The sequence below is a fragment of the Pantoea graminicola genome (genome assembly GCF_048452665.1).
In the GTDB taxonomy this organism is placed as follows: Bacteria; Pseudomonadota; Gammaproteobacteria; order Enterobacterales; family Enterobacteriaceae; genus Pantoea.
This window is the reverse complement of record NZ_JBLWSJ010000005.1, coordinates 323275-342997: the sequence shown is the minus strand read 5'-3', so window position 1 is coordinate 342997 and position 19723 is coordinate 323275. Positions and strand designations below refer to the sequence as shown.

The 19723-nt window shown below is 59.4% G+C and carries 17 protein-coding genes; 4 read left to right on the top strand and 13 right to left on the bottom strand.

The window, feature by feature from the left end:
* Positions 1 to 61: 61 nt before the first annotated feature.
* The gene (gene gabP, locus ACNY69_RS14485; protein ID WP_111139559.1) at positions 62 to 1477 is read left to right on the top strand and encodes a GABA permease; all 1416 of its coding nucleotides are present in this window, start codon (positions 62 to 64) and stop codon (positions 1475 to 1477) included.
* A gap of 174 nt (positions 1478 to 1651) precedes the next feature.
* On the opposite strand, the gene ACNY69_RS14480 is transcribed toward gabP, so the two are convergent.
* The 3 genes from ACNY69_RS14480 to ACNY69_RS14470 form a co-directional block, all read right to left on the bottom strand.
* A complete protein-coding gene (locus tag ACNY69_RS14480; protein WP_111139560.1) occupies positions 1652 to 1954 on the bottom strand; it encodes a type 1 fimbrial protein in 303 nt (100 codons plus the stop codon).
* Between the two features lie 446 nt (positions 1955 to 2400).
* Positions 2401 to 2820 carry a bleomycin resistance protein gene (locus ACNY69_RS14475; protein WP_418798959.1) on the bottom strand — a complete coding sequence of 140 codons (420 nt, stop codon included), beginning with the start codon at positions 2818 to 2820 and terminating at the stop codon, positions 2401 to 2403.
* A gap of 38 nt (positions 2821 to 2858) precedes the next feature.
* On the bottom strand, positions 2859 to 3737 hold the full coding sequence (locus tag ACNY69_RS14470) for a LysR family transcriptional regulator (protein ID WP_293772648.1): 879 nt from the start codon (positions 3735 to 3737) through the stop codon (positions 2859 to 2861).
* A 130-nt stretch (positions 3738 to 3867) separates the two neighbouring features.
* Between ACNY69_RS14470 and ACNY69_RS14465 the strand changes: the two genes are divergently transcribed.
* Positions 3868 to 4719 carry a Vmh family MBL fold metallo-hydrolase gene (locus ACNY69_RS14465; RefSeq protein ID WP_418798957.1) on the top strand — a complete coding sequence of 284 codons (852 nt, stop codon included), beginning with the start codon at positions 3868 to 3870 and terminating at the stop codon, positions 4717 to 4719.
* A 56-nt stretch (positions 4720 to 4775) separates the two neighbouring features.
* On the opposite strand, the gene ACNY69_RS14460 is transcribed toward ACNY69_RS14465, so the two are convergent.
* The 5 genes from ACNY69_RS14460 to ACNY69_RS14440 form a co-directional block, all read right to left on the bottom strand.
* Entirely contained in the window at positions 4776 to 5447 is a 672-nt protein-coding gene (locus ACNY69_RS14460; protein ID WP_293772645.1) for a hypothetical protein, read from the bottom strand.
* A 409-nt stretch (positions 5448 to 5856) separates the two neighbouring features.
* Complete coding sequence (gene rluF / locus ACNY69_RS14455) at positions 5857 to 6708, bottom strand: 23S rRNA pseudouridine(2604) synthase RluF (RefSeq protein WP_418798955.1); 852 nt, start codon at positions 6706 to 6708, stop codon at positions 5857 to 5859.
* Between the two features lie 104 nt (positions 6709 to 6812).
* On the bottom strand, positions 6813 to 7283 hold the full coding sequence (locus tag ACNY69_RS14450; protein WP_418798952.1) for a GNAT family N-acetyltransferase: 471 nt from the start codon (positions 7281 to 7283) through the stop codon (positions 6813 to 6815).
* Positions 7284 to 7404: 121 nt separating this feature from the next.
* On the bottom strand, positions 7405 to 9378 hold the full coding sequence (locus ACNY69_RS14445; protein WP_418798950.1) for an autotransporter outer membrane beta-barrel domain-containing protein: 1974 nt from the start codon (positions 9376 to 9378) through the stop codon (positions 7405 to 7407).
* Between the two features lie 178 nt (positions 9379 to 9556).
* Positions 9557 to 10447: a MurR/RpiR family transcriptional regulator gene (locus tag ACNY69_RS14440; protein ID WP_418798948.1), complete on the bottom strand. Its 891-nt coding sequence runs from the start codon at positions 10445 to 10447 to the stop codon at positions 9557 to 9559.
* A 402-nt stretch (positions 10448 to 10849) separates the two neighbouring features.
* On the opposite strand from ACNY69_RS14440, the gene ACNY69_RS14435 reads away from it, so the two are divergent.
* Positions 10850 to 12973 (top strand): TonB-dependent siderophore receptor, encoded by a 2124-nt coding sequence (locus ACNY69_RS14435; RefSeq protein ID WP_418798944.1) that lies wholly within the window; start codon positions 10850 to 10852, stop codon positions 12971 to 12973.
* A 34-nt stretch (positions 12974 to 13007) separates the two neighbouring features.
* On the top strand, positions 13008 to 14102 hold the full coding sequence (locus ACNY69_RS14430) for an ABC transporter substrate-binding protein (protein WP_418799007.1): 1095 nt from the start codon (positions 13008 to 13010) through the stop codon (positions 14100 to 14102).
* Here the strand turns inward: ACNY69_RS14430 and ACNY69_RS14425 are convergent.
* The 5 genes from ACNY69_RS14425 to ACNY69_RS14405 form a co-directional block, all read right to left on the bottom strand.
* A complete protein-coding gene (locus tag ACNY69_RS14425) occupies positions 14091 to 15074 on the bottom strand; it encodes an XdhC family protein (protein ID WP_111140980.1) in 984 nt (327 codons plus the stop codon). The two genes, ACNY69_RS14430 and ACNY69_RS14425, sit on opposite strands and share 12 nt — an antisense overlap.
* The gene (locus ACNY69_RS14420) at positions 15071 to 15637 is read right to left on the bottom strand and encodes a nucleotidyltransferase family protein (protein WP_418798942.1); all 567 of its coding nucleotides are present in this window, start codon (positions 15635 to 15637) and stop codon (positions 15071 to 15073) included. Before ACNY69_RS14420 ends, ACNY69_RS14425 begins: the two co-directional genes overlap by 4 nt.
* 94 nt (positions 15638 to 15731) lie before the next feature.
* A complete protein-coding gene (locus ACNY69_RS14415) occupies positions 15732 to 18026 on the bottom strand; it encodes a xanthine dehydrogenase family protein molybdopterin-binding subunit (protein ID WP_418798940.1) in 2295 nt (764 codons plus the stop codon).
* Entirely contained in the window at positions 18023 to 19015 is a 993-nt protein-coding gene (locus ACNY69_RS14410) for an FAD binding domain-containing protein (protein ID WP_418798938.1), read from the bottom strand. Before ACNY69_RS14410 ends, ACNY69_RS14415 begins: the two co-directional genes overlap by 4 nt.
* The gene (locus ACNY69_RS14405; protein WP_418798936.1) at positions 19012 to 19500 is read right to left on the bottom strand and encodes a (2Fe-2S)-binding protein; all 489 of its coding nucleotides are present in this window, start codon (positions 19498 to 19500) and stop codon (positions 19012 to 19014) included. The genes ACNY69_RS14410 and ACNY69_RS14405 overlap by 4 nt, the downstream gene beginning before the upstream one ends.
* Between the last annotated feature and the right edge of the window lie 223 nt (positions 19501 to 19723).

Here is a 19723-nt window from a genome sequence, read left to right as displayed (position 1 = left end):
TAACGCAAGTTCATCCCCGTTCGTCCGGCCCCTGGGCCGGACGTCGCCAGGAGACGTTTACATGACGATGACTCAGAGTGCGAATGAAGATTCGCTGGCTCAAAACCTGAAACCCCGCCACGTTCGTATGCTCTCGATCGCTGGCGTGATTGGTGCCGGGCTGTTTGTCGGTTCCGGTCACGCTATTTCGGAAGCCGGTCCCGCGGTTCTGATCTCCTATGCCGCTGCCGGTGCGCTGGTGGTGCTGATTATGCGGATGCTGGCCGAGATGGCCGTCGCCTCCCCCGATTCGGGCTCCTTCTCAACCTATGCGGACAAGGCGCTGGGCCGCTGGGCCGGCTTCACCATCGGCTGGCTCTACTGGTGGTTCTGGGTGCTGGTGATCCCGCTGGAAGCCAATGCGGCCGGAACGATCCTGCACGCCTGGTTCCCTGAAGTGGCTATCTGGCAGTACACCTTCGCGATTACGCTGCTGCTGACCATCACGAATCTGCTGAGCGTGAAAAATTATGGTGAATTTGAGTTCTGGTTTGCCCTGATCAAGGTGGTCGCCATTATTCTGTTCCTGGCGGTGGCGGGTGCGGCCGTTTTCGGCCTGCTGCCCGACAGCAACACCAGTGGCCTGTCGCACCTCTATGACACGCATGGCTTTATGCCGAATGGGATGGGCGCGGTCGTGGCGGCGATTCTCACCACCATGTTCTCCTTTATGGGCACGGAGATCGTGACCATCGCTGCCGCTGAGTCGAAAAATCCGGGCAAACAGATTACCCAGGCCACCAACTCAGTTATCTGGCGTATTGCCCTGTTCTATCTGCTGTCGATTTTCTTTGTCGTCGCGCTGGTGCCATGGAACACGCCGGGGCTGGTTGAACAGGGTTCATGGCAGACGGTGTTGCAGGCGATGAATATTCCGCACGCCCGACTGATTGTCGATCTGGTGGTGCTGATGGCGGTGTGCAGCTGCCTTAACTCGGCGCTCTACACCTCATCACGCATGCTCTACTCTCTGTCGCGCCGTAAAGATGCGCCCGCCGCCGCCTCCCGCACCAACCGCAGCGGCACACCCTGGGTTGCAGTGCTGCTCTCAACGGCCGCCGCGTTTCTGGCCGTGATCGCCAACTACGTGGCGCCCAGCGTCGTGTTTGAGTTCCTGCTGGCGACATCGGGAGCGATTGCCCTGCTGGTCTATCTGGTGATCGCCGTTTCGCATCTGGTGCTGCGTAAGAAACGCGAGAAAGCGGGTGAAGTGCTGGGTTACCGGATGTGGTTATTCCCCGGTCTGACGTGGTTCACTATCCTGTTCATCTCTGCGGTACTGGTGATCATGCTGTTTGATGCCCGTCATCAGGCCGAATTGCTGGCTACCGGCGGACTGACTCTGCTGATTATCGCCACCAGCCTGGTGCTGCGGCGTAAAAAAGAGAAGCGTCCGGCGACCAGATATTTTGCTCAGCGATCGTCTGATCCCTCCTGATGCCGTCGGATTGCCGATGACGATTAAAACCGTGCCCGCCCCTGATAAGGCGGGCATTTTTCTGTCAGGCACAAAATGCCTGTGGCCATCCCGCAGTAAAAGGTATTCTCCTGCCGTTCGCTTAAGCATGGTCCGTAATGCATCTGGTAAAGAGGTAAAACTCAGGAAGTCGATTTAAAGATAGGTGACTTCAATAATTCCCTTATTTTTCTCAGGATTAATCCAGCGCATCTTTATTTCAATCGGTAAGCCGGTCACCGTTTCTGGCTTCATCAGGTCAGCAGTTTTAACGATGGCTTTACCACTCGCCGGATCGTAGCAGTTTAATTCCACCGGATTCTGAGTGAGGTTCATATCGCAGGAGCCATTTGTGATAGCGCCGCTAAAGATGAGGGTGCCTGTCTGCGAGCCTGCGCTGACGGGCCCGACCAGCGTGACCAGTAGTGCAGAGAGGCAAAGTGAGAAGCGTAATTTCATAGCGTGTCCTCCAAAGGTGGTGTTTCCCTTTATCGGCCCACGCAATAAAAAGTTAAGCACGTAATTAATTATTATTCGTAAACTTCAGGCTATAGGTTTTTAAAATCTGCTCATCCCGCAACTTTCATTGCCGCATCACCCGTTAACGTAACAGCTAATTCAATTAGCCCACCAGACCCTTAACTTTCTGCAAAAATCAGATTATCGAAGCTAAATAAAGCATTCGGATGGCTACGGATAACATCAGGTTTTAAGGTAAACAGGTCCTGTCTGCTGATTCAGCACGGCGCGAACGCAGAATATCAGCAGTTTAAAATGATCTTTTTCACATCAGAACACCGGCCTCTTTACGGTCAGGGTTTTGAATGCGGCAGCGTTATTCAGCAAGCAGGGCTTTCTGTTTTTTATCGTGGACTATCTTGAATCGTTCCGGACAGGATTACCGGTTATTCCAGAAACTGACTGAAACGCAACAGATAACCATCCGGGTCCTGAACCAGAAACTCCCGCTGACAGGCGGTGGTCCCGCCGATTTCGTAGTGGTTATCACGTAATGCACGGTAGAGCGCGACCTCGTGCTGCGCCAGACGCCGCAGCACCGCTTCGATATCATCCACTTCGATCTGGAAATTGACGCCCCGGCCCAGCGGCCAGCTCAGTGCGGCGGTATTCCAGCCCTGCGGGTGCCACGCCTCAATCATCAGCTGCGCCCGCCCGTAACAGAGGTAAGCAAAATCGGGCTGCTGACGGACGATCCTCGCCTCAAAACCCAGAATTTCCGTATAGAAACGGAACGACGTGGCAAAGTCTGTGACGGTGAGTTCCGGCACCATCGGGTTCCAGTCCTGTTCCTGTTCGGTTGTCATAAAAAGCGTCCTTTTTTCATGAAGTTCTGCGACGCTGTTCAGTCGCGGAGTCGGGTTTGCAGTTCATCCAGCATCAGCCGCAGCGCGGCAGACTGATGCTCGCGCGACAGATAGAGCCCCCAGATGCCGATGCGCTGCGGCTCATAGTCCGGCAACAGCCTGACCAGTTTTCCGGCCGCCAGCGCCTGATGCGCCTCCTGCTCCGGCACCATTGCAATGCCGCAATGCGCAATCGCCGCCTCACACAACAGCGACGAGATGCCCGCGCTGAAATTTCCCCTGACGGCGACCGCCCTATTTTCCCCGGCTGCTGTCGTAAAGTGCCAGCGCTGTCCGGCAAAGCGACTGTAGTAAAGACAGTTATGTTCGGCGAGATCGCCAGGCGTCTGCGGCGTGCCGTGCTTTTGCAGATAGTCCGGTGAAGCGCAGAGTACGGAGCAGCACTCGCCGAGTTTGCGGGCAATCGCCCCCGGCTCGGGTGCATCGGTGATGCGGATAGCGAGGTCGATTCGCTCACCGATCAGGCTGACCGGCTGATTGTTGATGTCCAGCTCAATACGCAGCGCCGGATAGCGGGCGAGGAAATCGGGGATCGCCGGGCCGACAAGATGCAGCGCGGTAAAGTGGGCGCAGGCGATGCGCAGCGTGCCCGCCGGGATCGCCTGGGTCGTTTCCTGCTCGATCGCCTCAGAGATCACAGCCAGTTGCCGGGTCTTTTGCAGGATCGTTTCCCCGGCGGGCGTCAGGGTCAGCCGGCGCGACGAACGGTGCAGCAGGCGGGTGCCGGCCCACTTTTCCATCTCTTCCAGATAGCGGCTCACCATCGGCCGGGAAATCCCGAGCGCACGCGAGGCTGCACTCAGGCTGCCCAGTTCACATATGCGGTTAAATACGGCGGCCGCCGTCACTCTGTCCACTCTCACCTGCCCGAATGATGAAACTCAGCATCTCTGATTGCGGGAATTCTAACAGATCGCCAGATACGTAAAATAGCGCCACCGACATGCTAAAGCGCCCGTTACCCGGGCTACCCTCTGAGGAGTTACGATGAAAACGCTGATCTACCCTGCCATGCTGATGCTGGCTTCCTCTGCCGCCGGTGCAGCCACGCTGCAGCTGGAAACCTATAACCCCCAGACGAACGCGATCTTCCCCGTCTCCTCCACGCTGGTTTCCGGGCCCACCGAAGCGATTCTGTTCGATGCCCAGTTCAGCATCCAGGATGGCGAGAAGCTGGTGGAGATGGTCAAGAAGAGCAATAAAAAGCTTAAGGAGATTGTGATTACCTCTGGCGATCCTGACTTCTACTTTGGCCTGCAGCCAATCATGAAAGCCTGGCCGGATGTGAAGGTGGTGGCCGCACCCGCCATCGTGAAGCACATCCGGCAGACCCACGACGCCAAGCTGAAATACTGGGGCCCGCAGATGAAAGAGGGCGCGCCGGATAAACTCTTCCTGCCCGATGTGACGCATCAGACCCGCTTCAGCATCGATGGTGAAGTGCTGGAACTGCGTCATCCTGACCAGTACGCCGCCTATATCTGGATCCCTTCGGTGAGCACGATTCTGGGCGGCACGGCGCTCTCCTCCGGCATTCACGTCTGGACGGCGGACACGCAGAGCGCGGAGAGTCGCGCAGCGTGGCGGCATGTCCTGACCGAGATGCAGGGGCTGAAGGCCAGGAATGTGATTCCGGGTCACTATCTGGGTGCGCGCCCTGCCGGCTCGCAGGCGGTCGATTTCACGCTCAGCTACCTGCAGAGTTTTGAGAAGGCGCTGTCCCGGCACAAAAAGTCTGATGCGGTGATTGCTGAGATGACGCAGGCCTGGCCAGACCTGGCCGAACCGGGATCGCTGGAACTCAGCGCGAAAGTGAATACCGGCGAGATGAAATGGTAGGCGCGGGATCTATGACGCGGCTGCGACGCTGAGCCGCACCTGACATACAGCAGGCGCTACCGTTTTGCCAGGGAGCGCCTGTCGTCACGCGCCTGTAGCCGGGCCTCAGCGGGCGTCGGGAAAATATAATCATAGAGATCGCGGTAGAAACTCAGGTTCTTCAGTAATCCCTCCTGAATCGCCTTCGTGATGTCTTTGATCAGGAATGCCTGCGTGGTGTTAAAGTTGGTCATACTGAAAAAGGCTTTGTCATAGACGTTCACCACGCCCTCCCATTTCATTACCTTCTCCTCCGGGGAGGCGCCCTCCGCCGCGACGAATATCCCTTTATGCGACTTCACCCCCTGTTTACTGACATAGGTGGTCAGCGCGTCATAGCCACGCTTGTTGCGCCAGCGGCAGAATTCATAGGGCACGTCGTAATGCGGCAGGACAAAGTCCGGGCTGCGGAAGTGCTCATCGCCGAGCAACCCATCCAGCGTGACCGTGAAATGCAGAAAGTCCTGCAGAAAGTCGAACTGGCGGGTTTTGGTCAGCGTGACGTTGATGCGGTAGTGTCCGGTCTGAACATACCAGTAATTGGTGAAGCCGGTGACCAGAATGGTGAACGCCTGCCAGTCACTGAGTCGTCGATCCCCCGCCAGCCCCCTGAAACGGCTGATCATCAACCGTGATTTGGGATGCTGATACGCTTTCAGCAGCGGATCGTTCATACCTTTCAGTAACATCAGGCACACTCCTTGATAGATTGCGCTTATCCTGCCACGCCCTGATCGGGGTGAAAAGTGTCGTTGTTCTGAATGTGGGGAGGCATCCTCTGCCAGAGGATGTCTGGGGCATGGCATGATGGGGAAATGAACGGGCAGGCTGGCGCATTCGCAATGGCATGTCCTGCCAGCCTGGTCAGAGCCGGGCGCCGCGCTCACCGATGAATTCAAACTATTCTGCGCTTTTCAGCCTGATCAGAAGCACTGCCGCTCCCTGCGAACCTGCCGTCGGGTAAGGTGCCTGTAAAAAACAGAACAGATGGAAGGTGGACGGCAACGGGTTTTGCAGGTCAGGACGCAGCAGTCAGAAAGAGTGCGATGCGGTGGCAGTGACGCAGAGCACCCATTTCGCCTCTGCGTCCGGTCAGGATTAACGTCCTTTTTTCTTTCGTCCGGGCTGAGCAAAACGCTTGCGGGAAGCGCCGTTGGTGTCCGGTTTCGCAGCACTTTTCTGTGGCTTCCTGGCCGGGGCTTTCGCTTTCTTCGCGGGTTTATCTTCTGACGAGGAGTTTTCCAGCAGTTTAAACAGCTCAATCAGTTCATCGTCGGTCAGATCGCGCCACTCCCCCAGCGGCAATCCCTTGAGATTGACGTTCATGATGCGGGTGCGTTCCAGCTTCGTCACTTCATAGCCAAAATGCTTACACATGCGGCGAATCTGCCGGTTCAGCCCCTGCACCAGGGTGATGCGGAAGACAAACGGCGCTTCCTTTTTTACCTTACACTTTTTGGTGACCGTCCCCAGCATCGGCACGCCCGCGCCCATCCCGGCGATAAACTCATCGGTGATCGGTTTGTCGACCGTGACCACATACTCTTTTTCGTGGTTGTTCCCCGCCCGCAGGATCTTATTAACCAGATCGCCGTGGTTGGTGAGGAAAATCAGGCCCTGCGAATCTTTATCGAGCCGGCCAATCGGGAAGACGCGTTTGCTGTGGTTGACGAAATCGCTGATATTATCGCGTTCACCCTCTTCCATCGTCGTGATGATCCCCACCGGCTTATTCAGGGCAATCAGCACCAGATCGTCTTCGTCGCGCGGTTCGATAAGCTGACCGTTAACCTTCACCACGTCGCCTGCAAACACCTGCGCGCCCACAGTAGCGCGTTTGCCGTTAATGAAAACGTTGCCCTGCTCGATGAAACGATCGGCGTCGCGACGGGAGCAGATGCCGCTCTCGCTGATGTATTTGTTGAGACGAGTTGATGAGCCAGTCAGCATGATTCCTCCAAAAAAACGCGGACTATACCTTACCGGCGGGGGCTTGCGAAGTCTTTGCACGGGAAACTTTTGCCCGGCCAGGCCCGCCGGATGATCGCAGACATTCACAGCGTAATCGCCATTTCCATACAGCGTAAATCGCTGCCCGCCAGCTTAGAAGGATAGAGACTTTCACCCAGCGCCCGGAAGCCGTGCCACTGATAAAAACTGACCGCGTTCGGCGTCGACGCCAGCGTCAGCTGCTGATAGCCACGCTGCCGCGCCTCCGCTTTGATAGCGTTGAGGATCAGCCCCGCCATCCCCTGCCCGGTGCAGTCCGGCCGGGTGAAAATCGCCTCTACGCTGGCGGCGGCAAGATCGAGCGCGCCGGTGGAGACCGGGTCCCCATCCGGGCCGTCGATTACAAAAAACGGGTTCTCGCGGATCATGGCAGGAAAGCTGGCCGGCATCCTGTCCGGCGTCCAGGCGGCGATCACATCTGCGGGATAGACCTGCTCACAGCCATGACGGATGGCCAGATTGCGGATATTCCATAAACGGTATGCCTCTTCGGGTGACGCCTGTCTGACAATCATGCTGCTCTCCGGCCCGGAAACGTAACCGCTACGTTATCACATTGTTCTGCTGGCTTCTGCAGCGGCCTGACACAGGCGCCGTCGCGGTTTCTCCCTGCCGCGACGGCCACGCCCAGCCCGATCAGAAACGGGCGTTCAGCCCGACATTCCAGCTCACCTGATGCGTATCGCTGTTGCCCGCCAACGCCGAGACGCCCGCGAACGCATTGACCGACGTGCCGAGCGGCACGCTCGCACCGACGGCCATATCAACCCAGTTATCATCACGGGAGGCGCTGCTGCGGGTAAAGGCGGTACGGGTCGATTTCAGTCCGGCGGTGACGGCCGAATCGCTGTCACCGAACTGATGGTTATAACTCACCTGCGCCCAGGGATTGATCGGTAACGCTTTGGTATCGATGCGCCAGCCCAGCGAGCCGATCTGTGAATGCAGGGTCTGGTCGCCAAAGCGCATCGCGGTGCTGCTGTTCCCCGTCTCTTTATAGCCATCGACCTGGGTGTAGTCGAGCGCATAGCTGGCCATCGGGCCGGTGGAAACGTAACGGCCCAGCGGCAGATCCCAGCCGGTCTGGAGCCGCATGCCCATCAGGCTGCCGTTGCTGCTGCCCTTTTCGGTGCGGGTTGCCGGTCCCAGCCGGATCTGACGCGCGATGTGGTCAAAATCGAGATCGGCATAGTGGACATCCGCGTTAATCCATCCGCCATCGGGGTCACTGAACTGACTCCAGAGCGCCACCATGTTGCCGCGCAGGCGGTAATCAAAGCGCGACGAAGGTTGCTGACGCCCGTTGGTGGTCGAAAGCATCGCACCCGCCTGCCAGTTATCGCTGAGCTGATAGCCCACGCCCACCGTGCCGGTGGCGCTGGTGGCATCGCCATCCTGCAGGCTGTTGCCGCGAAAATCACGCCGCTGTCCGGCATAGCCGCCAAACAGGGTGAACTCTCCCGCGTCGGCGGACTGCTGACGCTGCTGCTGCAGATGGCCATCCAGCGTGTTGTGCGCATCGCCCACCAGCATCGCGGGTGCCTGACTCAGTGCCGCCACCTGCAGCGGCGCATTCAGCACCGACAGGACATAGTCAGCGATCAGCGCATGAACCGCCGGGCTGGGGTGCAGGCGGTCCGCAAACAGATACTGCTGCGCCTGAGAAAATCCCGGCGTTGCGCTGGTGCAGTCCTTCGCAGAGACCCCCGGCGGGCAGGCCATACCGGCGGTGTTGCTGAGGCCATACAGCCCGGGGTTATCGATCACCTCATTAAACAGCCCGTTAATATCCACGCGGGCGATGTTGCCGCCTGCGGCCACCAGTCCCTGCTCTTCCGCCTGATTATAGCGATCGGTGAGGAGTGCGGCCTGCTGGCTGAGCAGTTGCCAGGCGGCGATCAGCTGCTGCGCAATCGTATCTCGAATCAGCGGGATTGAGGAAACCTGACCTGCTGCCTCGCTCAGCGCCGTCTCAATCGCCTGTTGCCTGGCGGCACGATCCGCCGTGGTGGCTGTGCTCAGCGACTGAAACAGCGCCGCCGTGGCGGGCTGTGCGGCTGGCCCCAGCACCTGCAGAATCGCCTGCAGCAGTGCGGGTGTCGCGCCAACGTTCGGCACCGTTGGAACAATGACCGTTCCGGCTCCGGCATTCAGCAACTGGCTGACCTGCAGGGCCGCGGCGCTGGCGCTGTTGTCCACAATCTGCCGGGCGGTCAGGGGGGATAACGCCGCCGCCGCTAAGTCGTTGCCGCCAATCCAGTGAATGTAGAGCCCGTCCGGGTCGGCCCGCCCGCCACGCGCGGCGAGGTAGCTCGCGAGCTGATCCTGGGTGTTAAACCGGGGATCGATCGCGGGCACCGCCACGGCGCCACCTTCCGCATAGTTGCGTCCGCCCTGCGACGAGGGCCGCAGGCTATCGCCCAGCGACTGCGCCACAATATCGTCATACAGTGGATGGGTTGCGCCGTCATAGGTATAACGCCCGACGTTTCCGCCATCACTGAGGCTATCGCCAAAGACGGTCAGGTTGTCCCAGGCCGCCGCAGGCAGCGGCGACAGCAGGCTCAGCGTGGCACAGCAGAAAAGGTATTGCGCGTGAAGGGGTTTCATCAGCAGCTCCGCACAAATCAAAAGGAAAGGAAAAGGTCTGCGCTGTCCACGGGGATCAGCACGCTGTAAGCGTAGTCGTCCTGAAAAATTGACGGCTCAAAAGGCGCGATCGCGCTCGCAAAGCGGAAAAATTTGCGTTAATCCGCCCCCGCGTGCTGCACAGGCCGGGGTTGCGCCATTACTTTTTGCCGGCGGGTTTCAGGCCGCGATAGAGATCCTGCAAGCGTTTCATCGTCTTAACCGTGCGCTGAGGCAGCGTTGAGGCCACCGACAGGATAAGCATCTCCAGACAGACCATAATCGTGCCGTGCAGCGGAATGCGTCCCTTCTCGCCGCCGCGCGGCACGGTGATAACCACGTTCGCCTCGCGGGCAAAAAAGGAGTCGGTGGCGTTGGTCAGCAGAACAATCGGGATATCCAGCCGCTTTGCTTCGCGTACCACGGTCGTTCCTTCCCGGTGTGCCGACTGCTGCGCCATCATCACCAGCACGTCGCCACGCTGTAACGCCAGCATCTGCTCTGCCAGAGCAATGCCGGCACGGTTCAGGGAAAAGGCGGGCAGACCAATCCGGTTAAGCAGCCGCACGCTGTAGTCGGCCAGAATGCCCGACGCGTTAATGCCGAAGATCGCGACCTGGCGCGCTTCGCTCAGCAGGGCGACCGCATCGGCGACCGCGCCCCGGTTCTGCGGCTGCGACAGGATCTCGCAGGCGTGCCGGTGGCCCTGCAGCACAAAGTCAATGGCACTGTTCACGTCACTGGTCACCTCGCTGACGGTGGTGATCATCTTATCTTCGGAGGTCAGCGACGGACCAAACCAGGCTTTCAGCGTCTGTTTGAGATCCCGCAGCCCGCTAAAACCCAGCGCCTGTATGGCGCGGATCACCGTGGCATCAGAGGTGTGGTTCGCCTGTGCGATCTCCATGGCGGTGCTTTCCAGCACCGTCTCACGCTGCTGATCGAGATAGCGGGCCACTGCCAGCAGGCGCGGCGAGAGCTGTTTCTCGCGCGCACGCAGACGCTCAGCCAGTACATCCACCCTGCTTTTTACCGCTCTGTTCTGTTTCATGCTCTGCCCGCTGCCGGTTTTAAGGTCAAAAATGTAGTAAATGCGTCGTTGCCTTTTCGCTTTCACCTGCGGATTACAGGGATTTAGTGTGCCACCCAGTGTAATTACCTCACTAAAAAGACTTACTTTCAGCAAGTTAAACGCTGTCCCCAGCAGAATTTACGCACTAGCCGGACACGCTGAAATGTAGCAAATTTCTCGCAAATTTTATTTACTACTACATTAGCTAATGATTGAATGATTCTCAATTACAGATGAGAAGAATTGTCGTCCGGCCAGGATTTCCCGGACGCGGCCTCTCTCTGATTACGTGGCTGCCCGTTGCAGCAACCTCCAGGATCGCCCTGCATCGCAGATTGCCCGTGTTGCAGCGCATTAATCGCTTCAGAAACGAAAAGAAAAATGAAAAACAGTTCAGATATCCGTTGTCCGGCTCGCTACTCCGCCCTTGCTCTGGCGATCCTCAGCAGCCTTACTCTGCCGCAGGTCCATGCCGCTACCGACAGTTCAGCCGATATGACAGTGACCGCGAATGCCGGTGAAGATGGCCGTTACAGCGCCAGCGAGAGCAGCGTCGCCAGTAAAATGCCGACGGCGCGGCTCGATGAGGCGCAGTCGGTCAGCGTGGTGACGCAGCAGCAGCTGGAGGATTATCAGGCCAGCTCGCTGGCGGATGCGATGCGCTTTGTCAGCGGCGTCGCCGAGGCCAATACTCTGGCCGGAACAGAAGATGGCTTTGTGCGGCGCGGATTCGGCAGCAATGCGGATGGTTCGATCTACCGCGATGGTATCCGCAGCAGTCAGGGGCTGAATTTCGATGCCACCACCGAACGGGTTGAGGTGCTGAAAGGCTCCTCCTCTCTGCTGTATGGCATTCAGAATCCGGGTGGTGTCATTAATGTGGTCAGCAAAAAGCCGCAGTACAGCTGGCACGCCAGCGTTGCCGGACGTTACGCCAGCGAGGGCGGCGGCGCAGGCTCCCTGGATGTCACCGGGCCGCTGGGCAACGGTTTCGCTTTCCGGCTGATCGCCGAAAAACAGAATCAGGATTACTGGCGTAATTTCGGCAGCGACGATCACACCCTGGTCGCTCCTTCTCTGCAGTGGTATGGCGAGCAGGCGAGCTTCCTGATCAGCTACGCCGACTACCGCTACGATATTCCTTACGACCGCGGCACGGCTTTTATCGACGGCAAACCCATCGATCTCGGTTACACATCGCGCCTGGATGACAAAGCCAATCACGCCTGGGGCCACAACAGGACCCTGAATGCCAATTATGAGTGGCAGTTTAATGACGAGTGGCGCACCCGCCTGACGCTGGGCTGGAACCAGCGTCGTTATGACAACAATGAGGTGCGGGTGACGGCGGTGAATGCCAGCAGCGGCGCGGTGACGCGCCGCGCCGATGCCAATCGCGGGTTTAACCACAAAACGAAATATGTGAGCTGGGATCTGCTGGGTAACCCGGAGCTGCTGGGGATGTCACACGCGCTGGTGGTGGGCACCGATTATGAGATGAACCAGACTTATCGTGCCCATCAGTATCAGGGCAGGGTAAATCGCCAGTTTAATTACTTCTCTCCGGCGTATGATCAGCTCTCCCCCATTACGGACGCCAGCACGGAAAACAGCACCGCCGCCAATAATTTGAACCGTATTCATAGCCGTTCGCTCTATGCCAAAGACAGCATTTCGCTCTCATCTGACTGGATCCTGGTGCTGGGCGGCCGTTACCAGCACTATGAGCAGCGCGCCTCGCGCGGTTTTAATCCGCAGGTGGAGACCCTGAACGATGAGGGCAACAAGTTTCTGCCGCAGGCCGGACTGATCTACAAATTTACCCCTGACCTGTCGTTCTATACCAGTGTCAGCAAGTCGTTTACGCCATCAACCGATGTGGATGATGAGGGCAACGTCGGCAAGCCGGAACAGGGCACCAGCTGGGAAGTGGGCAGCAAATGGCAGCTCTCACCGAAACTGTTCGCCACCCTGGCGCTCTACCGGATCGATGAGAAAGCGATGTCGCTGAATATCAATGGCAGCACGCGGCCCATCGACAAGGCCCGTTCCACCGGAGCCGAAGTGGAGCTGAATGGCGAGATCGCCCCCGGCTGGGATCTGAGCGCGAACTACAGCTACGATCAGGCAGAGATCGTCAGCGACAGGGTGAACCCGGACAACAACGGCAATCGCCTGCAGAATGCGCCGCGTCATGCCGGTGCGCTCTACCTGAGCCATGAGCTGCAGATCAGCGGCGTGCCAGGCTCGCTGCGGCTGGGGGGCGGTGCACGCTATGTCGGCACGCGGGCGGGCGACCCGGATAACAGCTTTACCCTGCCTGACTACGTTGTCGCAGACAGCTTCGTGGCGTGGAATAACCGCCTGTTCGGCGAAAAGACCCAGCTGCGTCTGAACATCAACAACCTGTTCAACCAGCACTACTACAGTTCAAGCGGCGGCAATCTGCGCGTCCGTGAAGGTGAAACCCGCAACCTGATGGTACAGGCCCGTGTTGAATTTTAAATTACTGCGTCGTGCGCTGCTGCTGTTCAGCCTGATGGCGACCGCCTCAGGCGTGAACGCCCGCACGCTGACCGACATCACCGGTCGCCAGGTCACGATCCCCGATCATCCGCAACGCATTGTGCTGGGTGAGAGCCGGATGCTCTATAGCGTTGCGCTGCTGACGCCGGGCAATCCGCTGCAGCACATTGCGGGCTGGCCGCTGGATCTGAAAAAGTATGATCCCCAGACCTGGGCTATTTTTGCCCGCCAGTTTCCCGAAATCAGCCAGATCCCGGCGCTGGGTCTGGACGGGGTCAACGATATGAACCCGGAAAAGGTGATTGCACTGAAACCCGATCTGGTGATCCTGCCGCAGCTGGCGCGCGGCAGCGAAAACAGTCTCCTGCTGGAGAAGATGCTGAGCGCCGCCCGCATTCCGGTGGTGAAGATCGATCTGCGGGTGGCGCTGCTGAAAAATACCGAGCGCAGCATGACGCTGCTGGGTGAGATGCTCAACCAGCCCCAGCGGGCCGCTGACTTTAACCGGTTTTATCGCACGCATATGCAGCGCATCGGCGACCGGCTGGCGCACTATCACGGCCCTAAACCCACCGTGCTGCTGCAGCTGCATCTGGGGCGGCGCAGCGAATGCTGCGTGACCTCAGTGAACGGCAGTCTGGGCGAGCTGCTGCGCTTTGCCGGTGGCGAGAATATCGCCAGCCAGCAGGTTAAAGGGGTATTTGGCCGACTAAGCGAGGAGAGCGTGATTGCCGCGCAGCCGGACTTCTACTTCGCAACCGGCACCGGCAGCATCGGTGAAACGGGCGCGCTGAAGCTCGGCCCGGCCGTCACCCCGGCGCAGACCCGTGAAAGCCTGCTGACGCTGACGGGTCAGCAGAACGCGCTGAAGCAGCTGACGGCACTGAAAAACGGTCACGCCGCAGCCCTCTGGCATAACTTCTATCTGAGCCCCTGGCACGTCGTGGCGACGGAGTTCTTTGCCACCACGCTCTACCCGCAGCTTTTCCCTGACGTCGATCCTGAGCAGACCCTGCGGCAGATGTTCCGTGAATTCCTGCCGGTTCCGTTAACGGGCAGCTATCTCTACCGGCTGCCGCCCTCCTCCCCAACCGCATCAGGCGGCTGACGGAGCCGCATTTTTCACCCGGACAATATCGGCCATGACCGACAGCGCAATCTCCGCCGGGGTTTTGCTGCCGATAGGCAGACCGATGGGCGCATGGATGCGGTCCAGGTCGCGGCTCTCCATACCGGCAATATGTTGCAGCCGCGCCCGCCGTTTCTCGCTGTTTTTCGCCGAACCCATAATGCCGATGTAAAAGGCGGGGGTGGCAATCGCTTCCATCATCGTCAGATCGTCAATGCGCGGATCGTGCGTCAGCGCCACAATCGCCACCGCGGCGTGCGCCCCGTTCAGCTCCAGCCAGCGCGCCGGATGCTGTGAAACCAGCGTCACGTTATCCGCCCCGCTGAAATGCGTCTCCAGCTCCGCCAGCTTCTCCGGCCGGTGTTCACAGACCCGGACATGAAAGCCCAGCATCTGCCCGAGCCGGATACACTCATGCGCCACACTGGAGTAGCCCGCTATCAGCAGTTCCGGGATCGCACCAACTGGCAGAAGCAGCTGCTCCTCGCTGGCATCCAGCGCGGGCAGTCGCCTGTCGGTTGCGATCGCTTCCCACTGCGCGCGCTCGCCGGGGCGGATAATTCTGACCACAGGCTGGTCGCCTCGCAGCGCGGCCTGCATCGCCGTGAGCAGCGCCAGCGTGGTGTCGTCAGGCGGCAGGCACTCAATCACAATCTCCAGGCTGCCGCCGCACGGCAGCCGCACGTCCGGGCGGATCCCGCCTTCGCCATAGCGTACCCGCTGACTGGTGGCGCGATAGGCCCCCGCCGCCAGCTGCGCCAGAAAATCCTCTTCAATGCAGCCGCCCGACAGCGAACCGCAATACTCCCCGCTCTCGTTGACCGTCATCAGGGTGCCGGGCGCACGCGGCGATGAGCCATAGGTGCGCAGCACCGTGCAGAGCCAGACTGTCTGGCCTGCCTGACAACTGCTGAGTGCCGCATTAATGACACGTTGATCCAGCGTTATCATGAAAATTCCTTGATTAAGTGCAGATCGGCGGGCAGATCGATGTCATACAGACAGCCACGATCCTGAAGGGGCAATCGTACGGCGGCGGCACTGACCATCGCCTGCGGTCCGGCGTCGCCCTGTAAGGTGCTCAGCGTCGGATAGCAGTGGCGCTGAAAGCCCACCGGATGACCCGGCCTGCCTTCAATCCACGGCCTGACTATCAACGCCTCCGCCAGCGCACGGCCAACGGCGCGGTAACTTTCCGGCGTCACAAACGGCATATCCCCCAGCGCAATCAGCCAGCCATCATAGTGACGGCTGGCTCGTACGCCTGCGGCGATGGATTCACCCAACCCGCCGCTGTCGCACACGACCAGCCTGGCCCGGTTGCAGAGCGCATGTATTGCCGATGCGTCGGGACGTGCCACCACAAAGAGGTCCAGCCCGCTTGCGGCGGCCTGCTCCAGGGTCCGTTGCAGCACCGGTTTGCCGTCCAGGTCGGTCAGCAGCTTATGCCCGCCCGCCTGCTGCTGAAAGCGGCGGCTCAGACCAGCGGCCAGCACAATTAACGCTATCTTCACTGTTTTGCTCCGGCTGGCGTAAAAAACGGGCGCAGACTCCGGTCAGCGCCCGCATCCTTTGAGGCTGATCCGTCATTGCGGGTCAGCCATCCGATCAGATAAGCTTGTCGAGGGTAATCGGCAGATCGCGCACCCGCTTACCGGTCGCATGGAACACCGCATTACTGATTGCGGCTGCCACGCCCACAATCCCCAGCTCACCCACCGGTTTGCCGCCCATCGTGGTCGCCTCGAAGTCCGGCTCGCCGACGTTAATCGTGATGATCTCCGGGATGTCCCCGTTCACCGGCACCAGGTAATCCGCCAGATTGTTGTTGATCACCCGGCCATTGCGCGGATCGACAATGCCCTCTTCCATTAAAGCCTGGCCGACGCCCATGATCATGCCGCCTATCCACTGGCTGCGCGCCAGTTTAGGGTTGTAGAGACGGCCGCTGTCCAGCGCCGCCACCATCCGTTTTACCCGGATAGTGCCGAAATCTTCATCGACCCGCACTTCCACAAAGTGCGCGCTCCAGCTGTGGGCAGAAAATTTCTCCGGGCGACTCATGTCGTTCAGATTACGCACCATTTTGTCGCGTTCTTCCTGCGACATCTCCTCCGGGAAGGTGCCGCCTTTGACCGTCAGGCTCTCCACCGGTGCCAGGGAGGCCAGTTGCACAAACGAAAGGCGCTGGTCACTGCCCTGACCCTGCACGCCGTCGCCTTTTAAGGTCAGCGCAGAAACCGGCGTGCCTTTAAGGGGTGACTGCGGCAGTTCGCTGGCCAGCTTCAGCAACTGGTCGCGCATGCGTCTGGCGGTATCATCCACGGCGGCGGTTACGTTGCCCGCCAGCTGCGACCCTCCTGCCACCCCCGCACGCGGCAGCGCGGTATCCCCCAGCTCCACCGCAATAGCGGTCGACGCCACGTTCAGGATGTCGGCCGCGGTCTGCGCCAGAATGGTGTAGGTGCCGGTGCCGATATCTGCGCCAGCACACTGAACAATAAACCTGCCCTCTGGCGTCAGGATGACTTTTGCCTCGGCTGGCAGTTTGTTGACCGGATAGGTGCCGGAGGCCATGCCCCAGCCAATCAGCTCACGCCCTTCGCGCATTGAGCGCGGTGCCATGATCCGCTGATCCCAGCCAAAGGCCTCAGCCCCTTTCTGGTAGGCTTCTTTCAGGCGTCGCGAACTCCACGGCAGGTCGAGCTGATAATCTTTGTCCGCCCAGTTGCGCAGACGCAGTTCCAGCGGATCGATGTCGAGTGCATAGGCCATCTCATCCATCGCCACCTCCAGACCAAAGGCGCTCGGATTTTCGCCCGGCGCACGCATCCAGCCCGGCGTGACCGTGTTGATTGGCCGGACTTCATGCTGCGCGGAGACGTTCTCCACCGCATACATGCGGGCGGTGACCTTACTGCAGTTCTCGGCAAAGACATCAATCAGTGAGGTTTCGCTGAAGCTGCGCTGGATAATCGCCTGAATCCTGCCGTCACGCGAGGCACCCAGCTCCAGCTGCTGCGAGGTGGCCGGACGGCCGCCGAGACCGGTAAAGGTCTGTGGACGGGTCAGCGAGACTTTGATCGGGCGATTCAGCGCGCGCGACGCCACGCTGGCCAGCGCGACGTGCGTGTAGGGTACTGGCTTGGAGCCAAATCCGCCGCCGACGTAGGGCGAGATAATCCGTACGCTTTCAACATCAATGCCCATCCATTCAGCGATCTCCACTTGCGCACCAGCGACCCACTGGCTGGGTTCCCAGACGGTCATGCGGCCATCCTGCCAGCAGGCTACACAGGCGTGCGGCTCCATCGGCATGTTGTATTCACGCGGCGTGGTATAGCGTTCGCTGAGGCGCACGTCGGCCTGCTGCATGGCCTTCTGCGCATCGCCCATGTCGATATCCTGTTTCGATACCGGTTTCGGCTCAACGCCCTCATCGGTGGCGAAAATCAGCGCGGAGTCGGTTTCATACTCAATCTCCACCAGTGAGGCGGCCCAGGTGGCCTGCTCAAAGGTCTCGGCCACCACCAGACCGATGTTCTGGCCGTTGTGAATAATCTTATCGTCCTGGATCGGGGTGTAGGTTGACTGCGCCGCGCCGCCGTCCGCAATAGCGGTGGGCCTGATGATCTTCAGCGGATTAAGGTGGGTATAAACCGCCACCACGCCCGCAGCCTGCTGCGCTTTATCTGTGGACATGCGGCTGATGCGGCCGCTGGCGACGGTGGACTGGATCACCACGCCATAGAGCGGATTGTCCGGTTGATGTTCGACCGCATAGCGCGCCTCACCGGTCACTTTAACTTTACCGTCACCGCGCGAGCGCGCCGCGCCCAGCCCCTGAACGGCGCTGGCCGGCTCCGTTAACTCCTGACGTGATGTGTCGTTCAGGTCACTCATGCGGTTTCTCCTGCTGCCATCAGCGCGCGTGCAATCACACGCGGCGCCAGTTTCACTTTGTAAGCGTTATGTGTCAGCGCCTGCGTTTCCTGCGTAATCAGCTCTGCGGCCTGGAACACCCTCTCTTCATTGAACGGCTGGCCCTCCAGCGCCTGCTCGACCGACCTGGCCCGCCAGGGTTTTGTCGCCACACCGCCCAGCGCGATGTGCACCTGACGCATCACGCCATTCTCCAGCGTGAAGCCCGCCGCCGCGCTGGCTGCCGCAAACTCATAGGAGCTGCGATCGCGAACCTTGAGGTAGTGAGAGTGGCGCAGTGCATCTGTCTGTGGCACTTCGATAGCAACGATGATCTCATCGTCGCGCAGATCGTGTTCACGGTCCGGCGTGTCGCCCGGCAGCAGGAAGAAATCATCCATCGCCACCCGGCGCGTGTCGCCCTGTGCGTTCTGCAACACGACAGTGGCGTCAAACGCCACCAGCGCAACGGCCAGATCCCCAGGATAGACAGCGATGCAGCTATTGCTGGCCCCCAGAATGGCATGATTGCTGTTGACGCCATCAAGGGCGGCGCAGCCGGAACCAGGCTGACGTTTGTTACAGGCTGAAAACGTCGCCGGATCGCGGTAGTAATTACAGCGGGTGCGCTGGCGTAAATTGCCGCCCAGCGTCGCCATATTTCGGATCTGAGGTGACGCCGCCTGCCAGAGGCTGCCGTAGATAGCTGGCGCGTTCTGCTGGCAGTCAGGATGATCGGCCAGCTGGCTCATGGTCACCAGCGCACCGGCGGTGATCTTCTGGTCATCAAACTGCAGGCTTTTAAGCGCGCTTAACCCGGTGATGCCGATAAGCTGCGGCGGCGTAAAGACGCCGCACTTCATCAAATCGAGCTGCGTGGTACCGCCCGCCAGCAGCTGACTGCCTGACTGCTGCTTCAGAGTGGCCGCCTCTTCAGGCGAGTGGGCGGTTTTCCAGCTGAATTCATTCATACGGACTCCTTCGCCATTTCAGCCGCAGCCTGTCTGATGGCATCCACGATATGCGGATAGGCCCCGCAGCGGCAGAGGTTGCCGCTCATATATTCACGGATCTCATCGTCCGAACCGGCATGTCCCTCTTTGATGCAGGCGACGGCGGACATAATCTGGCCGGGTGTGCAGTAGCCGCACTGGAAAGCATCGTTTTCCATAAAGCAGCGCTGTACCGGATGCAGTTCTCCCTCCGCAGAGGCCAGCCCTTCAATACTGGTGACTTCAGCACCCTCGGCCTGGACTGCCAGCGTCAGACAGCTCAGCACCCGCTGGCCGTTAACCAGTACGGTACAGGCGCCGCACTGCCCCTGATCGCACCCTTTTTTGGTGCCAGTCAGGTTGAGATGCTCACGCAATGCATCAAGTAAGGTGACCCGGGGATCGACCTGCATCGGGTGCGACTGGCCATTGACCTGCATTGTTAGCGATATTTTTTCCGACATTGTCTGCTTCCCATTGTTGGGGGCTAAAAGATGTAATTTTTTTTATGTGTCTCTGACGGGAGTGAAATCGGGGAAATGGTGATAACCCTAATCTTTACGCGCGTATCTCTGTCATAAGGTTTAGCAGCTTTTTGGCAATCTGGTGGCAGGGTCGGTAAAAGTCAGCGTTATCCGAAGCGGAAAGCACCGTGAAAACGCGCCAGCGCCCTGCTTTGGGCGGAAT